Origin of the sequence: Actinomycetospora sp. NBRC 106375, assembly GCF_030269665.1 — a bacterium.
Classification (GTDB): domain Bacteria; phylum Actinomycetota; class Actinomycetes; order Mycobacteriales; family Pseudonocardiaceae; genus Actinomycetospora.
In genome coordinates, this window is the sequence record NZ_BSTS01000006.1 from 223,883 (window position 1) to 236,218 (window position 12,336).

Annotated in this window: 13 protein-coding genes; 2 read left to right on the forward strand and 11 right to left on the reverse strand. The window is 74.8% G+C overall.

All coding sequences use genetic code 11. The features are described from left to right. Nucleotides 1–2,385: a xanthine dehydrogenase family protein molybdopterin-binding subunit gene (locus QSK03_RS12510; RefSeq protein ID WP_285652266.1), complete on the reverse strand. Its 2,385-nt coding sequence runs from the start codon at nucleotides 2,383–2,385 to the stop codon at nucleotides 1–3. Nucleotides 2,386–2,685: 300 nt separating this feature from the next. Between QSK03_RS12510 and QSK03_RS12515 the strand changes: the two genes are divergently transcribed. Further along, the gene (locus tag QSK03_RS12515; protein WP_285652267.1) at nucleotides 2,686–2,976 is read left to right on the forward strand and encodes a DUF1540 domain-containing protein; all 291 of its coding nucleotides are present in this window, start codon (nucleotides 2,686–2,688) and stop codon (nucleotides 2,974–2,976) included. Here the strand turns inward: QSK03_RS12515 and QSK03_RS12520 are convergent. The 6 genes from QSK03_RS12520 to QSK03_RS12545 all read right to left on the reverse strand — a co-directional run bounded on the left by QSK03_RS12520 (nucleotide 2,961) and on the right by QSK03_RS12545 (nucleotide 9,091). Beyond that, nucleotides 2,961–3,377: a hypothetical protein gene (locus tag QSK03_RS12520; RefSeq protein WP_285652268.1), complete on the reverse strand. Its 417-nt coding sequence runs from the start codon at nucleotides 3,375–3,377 to the stop codon at nucleotides 2,961–2,963. The genes QSK03_RS12515 and QSK03_RS12520 overlap by 16 nt on opposite strands. A gap of 97 nt (nucleotides 3,378–3,474) precedes the next feature. Further along, complete coding sequence (gene corA, locus QSK03_RS12525; RefSeq protein WP_285652270.1) at nucleotides 3,475–4,515, reverse strand: magnesium/cobalt transporter CorA; 1,041 nt, start codon at nucleotides 4,513–4,515, stop codon at nucleotides 3,475–3,477. A 57-nt stretch (nucleotides 4,516–4,572) separates the two neighbouring features. Next, the gene (locus QSK03_RS12530) at nucleotides 4,573–5,358 is read right to left on the reverse strand and encodes a CPBP family intramembrane glutamic endopeptidase (protein ID WP_285652272.1); all 786 of its coding nucleotides are present in this window, start codon (nucleotides 5,356–5,358) and stop codon (nucleotides 4,573–4,575) included. Continuing rightward, nucleotides 5,355–7,214, reverse strand: coding sequence for an alpha/beta hydrolase (locus QSK03_RS12535; RefSeq protein ID WP_285652273.1), 1,860 nt, complete (start codon nucleotides 7,212–7,214; stop codon nucleotides 5,355–5,357). Before QSK03_RS12535 ends, QSK03_RS12530 begins: the two co-directional genes overlap by 4 nt. 91 nt (nucleotides 7,215–7,305) lie before the next feature. Then, nucleotides 7,306–8,514, reverse strand: coding sequence for an amidase family protein (locus tag QSK03_RS12540; protein ID WP_285652274.1), 1,209 nt, complete (start codon nucleotides 8,512–8,514; stop codon nucleotides 7,306–7,308). A gap of 1 nt (nucleotide 8,515) precedes the next feature. Then, complete coding sequence (locus tag QSK03_RS12545) at nucleotides 8,516–9,091, reverse strand: hypothetical protein (protein WP_285652275.1); 576 nt, start codon at nucleotides 9,089–9,091, stop codon at nucleotides 8,516–8,518. 183 nt (nucleotides 9,092–9,274) lie between these two features. Between QSK03_RS12545 and QSK03_RS12550 the strand changes: the two genes are divergently transcribed. After that, a complete protein-coding gene (locus tag QSK03_RS12550) occupies nucleotides 9,275–9,910 on the forward strand; it encodes an L-threonylcarbamoyladenylate synthase (RefSeq protein ID WP_285652276.1) in 636 nt (211 codons plus the stop codon). A 25-nt stretch (nucleotides 9,911–9,935) separates the two neighbouring features. Here the strand turns inward: QSK03_RS12550 and QSK03_RS12555 are convergent, their stop codons facing one another. From QSK03_RS12555 to QSK03_RS12570, 4 genes are all read right to left on the reverse strand, one after another. Continuing rightward, nucleotides 9,936–10,268, reverse strand: coding sequence for a hypothetical protein (locus tag QSK03_RS12555; protein ID WP_285652277.1), 333 nt, complete (start codon nucleotides 10,266–10,268; stop codon nucleotides 9,936–9,938). Further along, complete coding sequence (locus QSK03_RS12560) at nucleotides 10,265–10,753, reverse strand: STAS domain-containing protein (protein WP_285652279.1); 489 nt, start codon at nucleotides 10,751–10,753, stop codon at nucleotides 10,265–10,267. The genes QSK03_RS12555 and QSK03_RS12560 overlap by 4 nt, the downstream gene beginning before the upstream one ends. Before the next feature lie 136 nt (nucleotides 10,754–10,889). Beyond that, nucleotides 10,890–11,618, reverse strand: coding sequence for a TSUP family transporter (locus QSK03_RS12565; protein ID WP_285652280.1), 729 nt, complete (start codon nucleotides 11,616–11,618; stop codon nucleotides 10,890–10,892). Between the two features lie 58 nt (nucleotides 11,619–11,676). After that, entirely contained in the window at nucleotides 11,677–12,123 is a 447-nt protein-coding gene (locus tag QSK03_RS12570) for a DUF4333 domain-containing protein (protein ID WP_285652281.1), read from the reverse strand. Nucleotides 12,124–12,336: the final 213 nt, after the last annotated feature.

The window sequence follows — 12,336 nt, forward strand, 5'->3', positions numbered from 1 at the left end:
TCACACCCTGGCCGCGTCGGAGAGCGCACGCCAGACCCGCTGCGGGGTGAGCGGCATGTCGAGGTGCGTGACGCCCCGGGCGGCCAGCGCGTCGACGGCCGCGTTCACCACCGCGGGCGACGACCCGATCGCCCCGGACTCGCCGATGCCCTTGGCGCCGAGCGGGTTGGTGGGCGAGAGCGTGACCGTCTGGTCGAGCTCGAAGCCCGGCAGGTCGCTCGCCGCGGGCACCGCGTAGTCGGCGAGCGTGGGGGCCGTCGGCTGGCCCGCCTCGTCGAAGGTCGCGTGCTCGTAGAGCGCCTGCGCGATGCCCTGCGCGATCCCGCCGTGCAGCTGCCCGTCGACGATCTGCGGGTTGACGATCCGTCCGCAGTCGTCGACGGCCACGAAGCGGCGCACCGTCGTCCGGCCGGTCTCGGTGTCGACCTCGACGACGGCGACGTGCGTGCCGAACGGCCAGGTGAAGTTCGGCGGGTCGAAGTGGTGGTCGGCGGTGAGGTTGGGCTCCATGCCCTCGGGCAGGTCCGCCGCCAGCGACGCCGCGCCGGCCACCTCCTGGATGGTGATCGAGGGCCCCGACGTGCCAGCGACCGAGAACACCCCGCCGGCGAACTGGAGATCGTCCTCCGACGCCTCGAGCATGTGCGCGGCGAGCGTCCGGGCCTTCGCCGCGACCTTCTCCGCCGCCCCGTACACCGCCGTGCCGCCGACCGCGAGGCTGCGCGAGCCGTAGGTGTCGCGACCGAACGGGGCGACCATCGTGTCGGAGTGGAACACCTCCACGTCGGCGGGGTCGATGCCGAGCGAGTCGGCGGTGATCTGCGCCCACGCCGTCTCGTGACCCTGCCCGTGCGGGCTGGTGCCGGTGACGACCTCGGCGCGCCCGGCCGTCGTCATCCGGACCGTCGCGGCCTCCCACCCGCCGCTCTGCAGCCGCACCCCGGCCGCGACCTTCGACGGCGAGAGCCCGCCGGACTCGGTGAAGTTGCCGATCCCGACGCCGAGCTCGACGGGGTCGCCGTCGGCCCGACGGCGCCGCTGTTCGGCCCGCAGCCCCTCGTAGTCGACGAGCTCGAGCGCCCGGCGCATCGCCTTCTCGTAGTCGCCCGAGTCGTACTGCACGCCGGACGGCACAGTGCGGGGCTCGCTGAACGGGGGGTGCAGGTTGCGCAGCCGCAGCTCCGCCGGGTCCATGTCGAGAGCCCGCGCGAGGTCGTCGAGGACGCGCTCGTGGGCGTACGCCGCCTCCGAGCGCCCGGCGCCGCGGTAGGCGTCGGTCGGGGTGAGGTTGGTGAACACGCCCTCGCAGGCGAAGTCGTAGGCGCCGAAGTCGTAGAGCCCGCAGTAGGTGAACGCGCCGAACACCGCGATCCCCGGCGTCAACAGCTGCAGGTAGGCGCCCATGTCGGCGACCAGGCGCACCTTCATCCCGAGGATCTTCCCCTCGCGGGTCGCGCCGACCGTCATGTGCTGGACCTGGCCGCGGCCGTGGGTCGTCGCGACGTGGTGCTCGGAGCGGGTCTCGGTCCACTTCACGGGCCGCTTCAACCGGCGCGCCAGCACGAGAGCGAGCGCCTCCTCGGCGTACACGTTGAGCTTCGCGCCGAAGCCGCCGCCGACGTCCGGCGCGACGACGCGCAGCTTCGTGTCGGAGATGCCGCAGATCGCGGCGAGGATGTCGCGCACGAAGTGCGGCACCTGGGTCGAGGTGTGGATGGTGAAACCGCCGCCGACGACGTCCGGGGTGACGACGACGGCACGCGGCTCGATCGGCGAGGCCATCACGCGCTGCTGGACGTAGCGGCCCTCGACCACGACGTCGGCCTCGGCGAAGGCGGCGTCGACGTCGCCGACCGCGAGCGGCCACGTGTAGCAGTGGTTGGTGCCGAACTCCTCGTGCACCAGTGGCGCGCCGGGCTCGAGGGCGGCCTCGACGTCCACGACAGCGGGCAGCTCGTCGTAGTCGACGACCACGACCTCCGCGGCATCGCGGGCCGCGGCCGCCCCGGTCGCGACGACGACCGCGACCCCGTCGCCGACGTGGTTGACCTCGGCGCGGGCGAGCGGCGGGTGGTCCGGGACGAGGATGTCCTCGGTGACCGGCCAGCCGCACGGGATGCCGGCGACGAACTCGTCGGCGAGATCGGCGCCGGTGAGCACGGCGACCACGCCGGGGTGCTCCCGGGCGGCGGCGGTGTCCACGGCCGTGACCCGGGCGTGGGCCACGGGACTGCGGACGAGCGCCAGGTGGACCGCACCCGGCGGTGCGATGTCGTCGGTCCAGGTGCCGCGTCCGGTGAGCAGTGCCGCGTCCTCCCGGCGCGGGAGGCTGCGACCGACGTGGGTGGACCCGACGTGCGCGGTTCTCGGGACGGTCTCGGTCATCCGGGGGCGCTCCCCTCGGCCGGCGATGGTGGTGTGATCCACCGTGGCCTGCCCGGTCCGCCCTGGGAAGTGCCGGTTGTCCACTCCTGATCATCGGAGCAAGCTGAGGACAGGCCACCCTCACCCCCGACGGCCCGGACGAGTGCAAGCATTGGTGACCTGACTCACACATTCGGCAGTTTGTCGCGCGTGTCGCCCGCGTCGGCGCAGGTCTCCGTGGTCGGTGACCCGGGTTCGCCCTGCTCAGGGCAGCCTTCACTGCGTGGCGGGACGCCCGGCGGGCCCGCCACCATCGTCGCCATGACCTCGATCCAGAGCCTGCCCACGGTCCAGGGCTGTTCGGTGACGTCCTGCGCCTACAACGAGAGCTCCTCCTGCCACGCGGCCGCCATCACGGTCGCGGGCGACAACGCGAAGTGCGGCACCTTCGTCGAGATCTCCTTCAAGGGCGGCGTGTCCAGCAACGGCGTCGTCGGCGCCTGCCACCGCTCGGAGTGCAAGTTCAACGACAAGCTCGAGTGCACGGCCGGCTCGGTGGAGATCGGCGCGGGCCGCGACGTCGCCGACTGCCTCACCTACGAGGCCCGGTAGAGCTCCTCGAGCGGCGTGACCGACCCGTCCGTGGGCTCGAGCACGAGCCCACGCAGCGGGTCGGCGCGCAGCGTCCCGTCGGCCACCGCGAGCGCGGCGACGCAGTCGTCGTCATCCACCAGCACCGCGGCGCCCCGGGCGGCCACGCCGGCGAGCGCGCCCAGCACGGCACGGCGTCCGGTGGCGTCGAGCCCGTCGGTGAGCCGGTCGACCAGCACGATCGCCGCGCCGCCGGCGTCCTCGAGACGTCGGCGCCGCTCCGCGACGCCCGTCCCGGCCTCGGCCGTCACACGCTCCGCCGGCGCACCCGACGTCTCGTCGAGCATCGCCATCAGCCGCCGGCGCACGATCTGCTCGCCGAGCAGCACCGTTACCTCGCCGGTGGGCAGTCGCAGCGTCATCGATGCCTCCTGTTCAGTGAGGGGAGGCTAACCTCGCTTCCGCGCCTGCGTCGAGAGCGCGGGCGGATCTCACGCCGATGTCCGGACCCGCCCGCGGCTACAGCCAGCCGCGCTTGCGGAAGACGAGGTACAGCACGACCGCGGTGAGAGCCATGAGTCCCAGCGCGAAGGGGTAGCCGTACACCCAGCCCAGCTCGGGCATGTGCTCGAAGTTCATCCCGTAGATCGCACCGATCAGGGACGGCGTGAACAGGATGGCCGCCCACGAGGAGATCTTCTTGACCTCCTCGCCCTGCGCGAGGCTCGTCTCGGAGAGCGTCCGCATCTCCTCGTTCTGGCGCTGCCCCACCAGCGCGGCGTTCACCTGCAGGATGTTGCCCAGCAGCTGGCGGAAGTTGTCCGCGGACTCGATGGTCTGGGCGACGTGGTCGGCGACGTCGCGCAGGCCGCGGTGCAGCGTCACGCCCTCCGGGTCGTCGGTGGTCTCGGCGAGCAGCCCGTCGAGGACGTCGCGCAGCGGGTCGACGGCGCGCTGCAGCTCGATCACCTCGCGCGAGAGCTGGTAGATGCGGCGCGAGACGCTCGGGTCGCCGCCGAAGACCTGGGTCTCGATCTGGTCGATGTCGTGGCGGAGGCCGCGGACGACGGGGTGGTAGTCGTCCACGATGCGGTCCAGCACGGCGTACAGCACCGCACGCGGGCCCTGGGCGAGCAGCGCCGGGTCCTGCTCCAGCCGGGCGCGCACGGAGGACAGGTCGGGGGTCTCGGCGTGCCGCACGGTGACGACGAAGTCCTGCCCCAGGAAGAGGTGGACCTCGCCGACCTGGACGTCCTCGTCCTCGTCGACGTACCAGGCGGGCCGCAGCACCACGAACTCGACGTCGTCGTAGCGCTCCAGCTTGGGTCGCTGGTGGGCGTGGATGGCGTCCTCGACGGCGAGCGCGGGGAGCTTGAGCTCGCGGGCCAGCTGATCGAGCTCGTCCTGGTCGGGGCGCAGCAGGCCGATCCACGCGAAGCCGTCGTCGGGGCCGTCGACCGCCCGCTCGCGGTCGCGCAGCAGCGCGAGCGTGCCGTCGAGCGAGTCCGGCTCCGTCTCGCGCGCCCCGCTCACGTACACGGCGTTGTCGACGACGCTCATCGCGCGATTGTCTCGCTCCGCGGACGTCGCCGCAGGTCGCGGGGCTCGCCATGACCGCTAGTGGGCGAGCGCGACCCCCGCCGCGACGATGCCGACGGCGTTCGTGCCCAGGTGCAGCCCGATGGGGGCGAGCACCGAACCGGTGCGGTGGCGCAGCCAGCCCAGCGCGAGCCCGCCGGTGATCGTCACGGCCAGCACGGCGAGGGCGGACGTCCACTGCAGGGTCGGCGGCAGCGGCACGGCCGAGGGACCCAGGGCGACGGTGAGGTGCCAGAGACCGAACGCGACGGCGGAGACGCCGAGCGCCGCCCGCACGGGCAGGGAGCGCACCGAGCGGCCGTGCAGCACGCCGCGGAAGGCCAGCTCCTCGGCCAGCACGGTGCCCAGCGGGATCAGCAGCAGGCCGCGCAGCAGGAGCGCGCCCGGTGAGGCGCCGGCGAGCTGGGGGTTCTCGAGCAGCTGGGGCGCCACGATCAGCACGGCGCCGTAGCCGAGGACGGCGACGCCGATGGCCGCGCCGCCCCAGCGCAGGCCCGCCCCCCAGGTGCCGCGGCCGATGCCGAGGTCGGCCCAGGTCAGGCCGAGCAGGCGCGCCACGGTCACCATGGCCGCGACCCCGCCGACGTTGAACAGGGCCTTGAGGATCGCGTCGGCGGGCAGCGCCGGGAGCACGACGTTGCTCCACACGAGCAGCAGGGCCGCGAGCGCCACCGGCGGGGCGAGCCGCCGCCAGTGGGACGGCTTCTCCCCCTCGGCGTCGTCACTCCCGTCGGCCGACCGGGTCGAGCCGGTCGAGCCTGTCGGGGGGCGCGCGGGCGTGGCCGTGGGCTGGGGAGCGGTCACACGCCCAGCATGCCCGCCACGCGGGCGGTGTCCGCAGGGGTCCACCCCGCAGGGGTACCCAGCGAGAGCCATCCTCCGACCATGACGCCGCGGTACTGGTGCCCGTGCCCGTCCGGGACCGACAGCGAGTTGGTCAGATCGATGGTGACCTGCCAGAACGTCACCACCGGGTACCAGTCCACGGCCTCCGAGACGTCCGGCCCGCGGGGCTCGGCGAGCCACTCCGGACGGCTCCAGAGCAGGGCGGGCGACCACCACACGACCGGGTCCGACGCGTGCTGCAGATAGACCACATGTGGCGGGGACCACATCGACGGCGGCCGTCCGAGGTCGGCGATCGTGGCGCCGAACCGGACCTCCCGCCCGTCACCGACCACCGGGAGGATTTCGGGCGTCCCGGGATCGCGGCGTGCGGTGAGCGACGCGTGGAGGCGGTTGGAGTTCGGCGGCCCGACCCAGAGGACGCCGTCGGCCTGGGTGCGGGCGTCCTCGAGACTCGAGAACGCGGCCTCCGAACCCTGCGAGCCGAGGCTCTCCCCGAACGCGAACAGCCGGGGGCGCCGGTCCGGAGGCATCTGCGCGATCCGCGCGTGCACGGCGTCGAACAGGGCCCATCCCTCGGCCTGCGCGCGCGTGCGGTCGACGAGGAACGACAGCCAGCTCGGCAGGTACGAGTACTGGGTGGCGACGATCGCGGTGTCGCCGCCCCAGATCATCTCCAGGGAGTCCGCCACCGGGTCGTCGATCCAGCCGGTGCCGGTCGTGGTCACGACGGCGATCACCGAGCGGTCGAAGGCGCCGGTGCGCTCCAGCTCGGCGACGGCGAGCGCGGCGCGCTCCTCGGGGCTCGGCGCGGAGAGCAGGCCGACGTAGGCCCGGATGGGATCCACGGCCGGACGTCCCGACGCGGCCGCCAGCCGCGCGGTCGGGGGCCCGCCGGCGACGAAGTCCTGGCCCTCGCGCCCGAGCGTGTCCCACCGCACGAGCGAGGCCGGCGAACCCGAGCGCAGCGGCGACGTCGGGGCGACGACGCCGGGGTAGGAGGTGGTGTTGGTCGCCCGGAACGCCGCGTCCGCGACCCGCAGCCCGGTGCGCAGGACGAGGGCGTCGGCGACGGTGACGACGAGCAGCAGCACCAGCAGGGTCGCCGCCACCCCGGCGACGCGGCCGGGAACGTGGGCACGGCGTCTCAGCAGGTCGGCGAGCCGCGCGGCGAGCCACCGCACGCCGCGCCCGAAGCCGACGATGAGGCCCGCCACCACCAGCGCCACAGGCCCTGCGCGCAGCCAGCCGTCGGTGGTCGGCTGCTCGATGCCCATGAGCACGGCGACCTGCCGCTGCCAGCCCGCGCCGGCGATGAGCATCCAGAGCAGGGCGACGACCGCGGTGACGACCAGGACGACCCACGAGCCCGGTGTGAACCAGACCGGTGCCGTGCGCGTGACGTGGGTGCGGCGCCGGATCGCGCGCGCGAGCCGGACCGCGAGCCAGGCGAGCGCCACGCCGAGTCCGTAGCCGAGCCCCCCGGAGATCCCGGTCGCGAGCCCCTGGAAGAGGTACGTGCGGGGGATGAGCGACGGCGTCAGGGAGATCAGCGCGAAGGCCGTGCCGACGATGAACCCGGCGGGGTGCGCGCGCGGGACGTAGCGCACGAGCGCGGCCGTCCGCGGCCCGAGCAGCGGGGAGTCGCCGCCGAAGTGGTGGCGCTGGCCCTCGCGGTGCCACAGGTGGTGGTGCTCGAGCTCCTCCTCGAACTCGACCTGGAACTCGGTGTCGAGCTCGGGATCGGTGTCGGCCTCGGGGCGGGCGGGTCGCGTCGCGTCCGCCGACGGCCCCCGCACCTCCCGGTCCACCACGGCCCCCACTCTTCCCCGGCGCGCAAGCACGTACGCGCAACGTGTCGCACCCCATGTGAGCGAACTTTGGGCCTACAGCCCCAGAGTTCGCTCACGTATCGCGGAGGAGCGCCTCGAGGCGGCGGCCGGCGGCGAGGAGGCGGTCCTCGCGGTCGGGGTGGCCGAGGAGCTGGAGGCCGAGCGGGAGGCCGTCCGCGTCGCGGGCGCCCGGCACGGCGAGGGCGGGCAGGCCGAGCAGGTGCCACGGCCGGGACATCGCCGGGTCGCCGGTGTACTCCAGGCCGGTCGGCGCGACGCCCAGCGCCCCGGGGGCCAGCACGGCGTCGACTCCCTCGAGGTGCTCGAGCGCGCGGCTGCGGGTGGCGGCGGCGCGCTCACGGGCCGCGGCGAGGTCCTCCGGGAGCACGGCGCGGCCCTCGGCGAGCAGCTCGCGCAGCTTGGTGCCGAGCCCGGGAGCGTCGGGCACCGCCTGCGCGGCCTCGGCGGCCATGACCAGGCGGTGGTCGGCGGACGCGGCGCGCAGTCCGAGCGTCCACGGCGCGACGTCGGCGCCGGCCGCGCGGGCACGCGCCTCGGCTGTCGCGTGCGCCGCGAGCATCGGCGGGGAGACGTCGGCGACCTCGGTGCCGTCCCAGGACAGCAGGCGCAGGGGCGCGCCGTCGTCGGGGTGCTCGGGCTCCCGCCTGTCGAGCGCCGCCCGGGCCGCGGCCAGGTCGGCGACGCTCGCGGCGAAGAGCCCGAGGGTGTCGAGACCCGGAGCCAGCGGGGCGACCCCCTCGCGCGGGAGGGTGCCGCGGGCGACGGCGAGCCCGGCGACGCCGCAGAACGACGCCGGACGCACCACGGAGCCCGCGGTCTGCGTCCCGATCGCCAGCGGCACCATGCCGGCCGCGACGGCCGCGGCGGACCCGCTCGACGAGCCGCCCGGCGTCCGCTCGAGGTCCCACGGGTTCCGGGTGGGCCCGGGGTCGAAGTAGGCGAACTCCGTGGTCACGGTCTTGCCGACGATGGCGGCGCCCGCCTCGCGCAGCATCCGCACGAGCGCGGCGTCCGCCTCCGCCGGCGGGGCGTCGTCCCGGACCGACGAGCCGCAGAGCGTCGGTACGCCGACGACGTCGACGATGTCCTTGACACCCACCGGCACCCCGGCGAGCGGACCGCCGACGGCGGACTCCTCGGGCGGCAGGAGCGTCACCCAGGCGCGGACCCGGTGGTCGATCGCGTCGATGCGCCGACGCGCCGTCGTCGCGGCGTCGGGGCCCCGGGCGTCGGCGAGCGCCCACGGGGCCACGAGGTCCACGTCAGGTGCCCGGCTGGTCCGGCAGGTCGATGATCTTCGTCTGGCCGGGCGGGGGCGGCACGTCCGCGGGGTTCTGGGCCGCGGTCGAGGTGGCGCCGGAGGCCTGCTGCGTGTCCGGGGACGGGGTGGTCGAGGGCGCGGTGGACGAGCTGCCCGACCCGTGGGAGCCGGTGTCGTCGTTCCCCCGGTCGCTCGAGGAGGCGCCGGTGTCGCAGTCCGCCGCCTGCCGGCTCGCGCCGTTCCCGCTGCTTCCCCCGTTGCCGCCGTGGCCGCCGCCGAGCCCCAGGCCGCCGAGCAGGCCGCCGACGAGTCCGTCGTCGTCGAGGACCCGGCAGGCGGGGTCGTTCGAGGAGGACGCTCCCGCGGAGGACGTGTGCGCCGAGACTCCGGAGACGTCCGAGCTGTCCGAGCTGCTCGCGCCGTCGGAGTCGTCGCCGTGCCCGTGGCCCGGCGTCGCCAGGGCCAGGCCCGCGCCGGCGCCGGTGAGCGCGAGCGCCGCCGTCGTCGCCACGGCCCCTCGCCCGATGAGGCGGGCGGCGCCCGTGGTGTGCTCGTCCTCCAGGCGGTGTGCGCCCATGAGGCTTCCTCCTCCCGCGCGACCTCGTTGCACCGTTCGGCGCATCGGGGTCTCGGCCGCGCTCCGAGTAGGTCTCGCTGCGGTCACAGCACAGCATCAGGTGCCCCGGCCCGGCCTTCCCCAATCACGCGGATCCGAGCTCGGGGCGTTCCGTGGTGTGCGTCGCACTCCTAGGCTTCCGCGATGGCCGCGACGACGGGGACCGCACGCTACGTCGAGCTCCATCCCCGCAATCCCCAGCGTCGCGCGGTGCTCGCGACCGTCGACCTCCTGCGCGACGGCGGGCTGATCGCCTATCCCACCGACTCCTGCTTCGCCCTGGGCTGCGCGGTCGGCAACCGCGAAGGGCTCGACCGGATCCGCACGATCCGCCGGCTCGACGAGCGACACCACTTCACGCTCGTGTGCCGGGACTTCGCCCAGCTCGGCCAGTTCGTGCGGGTCTCCACGCCCGTCTTCCGCTCGGTGAAGGCGGCGACGCCGGGCTGCTACACGTTCATCCTCCCCGCGACCAAGGAGGTGCCGCGGCGCCTGCTGCACCCGCGCAAGCGCACCGTCGGGGTCCGCATCCCGGAGCACCCGGTCGCGGAGGCCCTGCTCGCGGAGCTCGGGGAGCCGCTGCTGTCCTCGACCCTGCTCCTGCCGGGGACCGAGGAGCCGCTGACGTCCGGGCCGGAGATCTACGACCGGCTCTCCCACCAGGTCGACGCCGTGCTCGACTCCGGCGAGTGCGGCACCGAGCCCACGACCGTCGTCGACCTCTCGGGCGACGAGCCCGTGCTGGTGCGCCAGGGGGCCGGTGAGGGCTTCCGCTGGTAGGGACCGGCTGCTGGCAGGGACCGGCTCAGGCGGAGGGACGGCGCGGGAGCCGGTCGACGGCGGCGCGCAGCGCCAGGTAGGCGTCCTCGAGCTCGGTCGCCGCCAGGTGGGCGCAGGCCGTGCGGACCGCCGCGGCGACGTCCTCCATCACCCGGCGGGCGGTGGGGGCGGTCGCGGCGAGCTGGGCGTCGAGGGACGCCCGCAGCATCCGGTCGAGGCGGCCGTCGCGCACGGCCTCGGGCGGGTTCGCGAGATCCGCGAGGTGGTCGAGCGCCGCCCGGATCGCGGCGCCCAGCTCCGGGGGTCCCTCCGACGGGCGGGACGACCCGGCGGCCGGGCGCGGGCTGACCGCGGTCACCGGATCTCGCCCCTGCGGCCGAGGGCGGGATGGGTGTCGGTGAGCGTCACCCGGCGGTCCAGCGCGGTGAGCCGGAGCGGACGCACCACCGTGCGGTGGCTCGCGACGCACACCAGGTGGACCCGGCGCGCGGCGCACGCCCGTTGCGTCGACGCGATGACGTCGGTCCCGGAGGCGCCGAGGAACGTGACGCCGTCGAGGTCGCACACGACCGACGGGTCCTCGTCGACCGTCGTGGCGTCCCTGCCGAGGTCGCGGTCGTCGGCCGCCGTCTGCACGGCGCGGTGGAGGACGTCGCGCAGCCGCGGGACGGTGAGCATGTCGATCTCGCCGAGGACCCGGACCAGGACGACCCCGCGACGAGGCCGGGTCGGGGCGACGGTCAGCACGCCGGCGAGATCGTCGTCCGGATCCGGGCCGCCGCGGGCGTGCGACGGCTGCGCCGGGATGTCGGGATCGGTCCGGCTGCTCTGACGGAGCGCCATCTCGAGCCACCTCTTCCTCGAGGGGTTCCGCCTGGCCTCGAGGGAGTGAAGCTGCGGGTGGCTCCCGTCACTGTCCCGGAGGTCGCGGGACCTGTCCACCGCCTGCGCCGGGCCCGACGCTCCTCCCGTCGACGTCTCAGCTGGTCAGGACGCCACGCACGACGGTGGCGAGACCACCCGCGAGGGCGAGCACCGCCACGGCGCGCCGGGCCGTCTGCGGGTCGAGGTGTCGCTGCACCACGTCCCCGAGGGCCACGCCGAGCGCGAGCGCCGCGACCCCGGCGATCCAGACCGCGCCGTCGAGGCGCGGCAGACCCTTGCTCGCGAGGGCGACGAGGTTGATGCCCAGGAGCACGACCTGCGCGGTCGGCACCAGGACCGCCATGCTCCACTGCCGGACCAGCGCGTAGGCGGAGATCATCGGCCCGCCGACGCCCGCGGTGACGTTGACGAAGCCGGCGATCGCCCCGGCGGCCAGGGCGCCGGGGGTGCCGTGCATCCAGCCGCCCAGGCGCGGCGCCAGCGACAGCCCCACGGCCGCCACCGCCAGGAGCCCGACCACCACCAGCAGCGGACCCTCGGGCAGCACGTCGACGACGACCGCGCCGAACGGCACCGCGACCACCGCGCCGAGCAGGAGCATGCCCGCGGCCCGCAGGTCGACCCCGCGGGCGGTGCGGGCGAGGACCACCGCGCAGAGCAGCACCTGCAGCGCGTTGCCGAAGGTGACACCGTCGCGCGGTCCCAGGATCGCGACGAGGAACGGGGCCCCGACCAGGGCGAGCCCGAGCCCGGTGGCCCGCTGGGCCAGCGCGCCGAGCAGGACCGGGGCGGCGACGACGAGCGCCGTCCCCGCCGCGTTCACGCGCGCGACGGGGACGGCGGTGTCATCGGGTCATGTGACCACGGAACGACCGGTGGGCCTACTGCGGCGTGATGTCGAAGTTCACCGTGCCGTCCTGGACGCTGGTGACCTTCACCAGCAGGGTGGTCGGAGTGCCGTCGATCGGGCCGGAGCAGGTCGTGGTCGCGCCGACCTCGGCGTCGAGCGAGGACGGGCAGCGCACCTGGCTCGCGTCGTAGCCGTACTGCTGCTGGTACTGCTCGGTGATCTGCTGCTCGATCTGCTGCGTGCTCACCTGGCGCGGGCCGGCCAGCGCGCCGAGCACCAGCAGCCCGACGAAGAGCACGGCGACGGCCCCGACGACGATCGCGACGATCTTGCCGACCTGGCTCTTGCGCGGTGGTGGCGGAGCGTAACCACCATATCCCGGAGCGGGAGGTGGCGGCCCGGAGGGCAGACCCGCCGGACCCTGCGGCACCGGCGGGTGGGGGTAGCCGTACGGGGGCGGCGGAGCCTGCTGCGACATGGGGAAACTCCTCGGCGGGACGGGTCGGACGGTGAGCTCCGGCGATCGCCACGCCGCCGGGGGTACCCGAGAGCATAGAACACGGAGAGCTACCGACAAGGGCCTTCACTAGCCCATCAGAGCGATCTCAGGGATTCGCCAGACACACCTCGTGGGCTCATCCGCCGCACAGGCCCTTCCCAGGCGGGGTGCCGACCCTGGTCGTGACGCCGG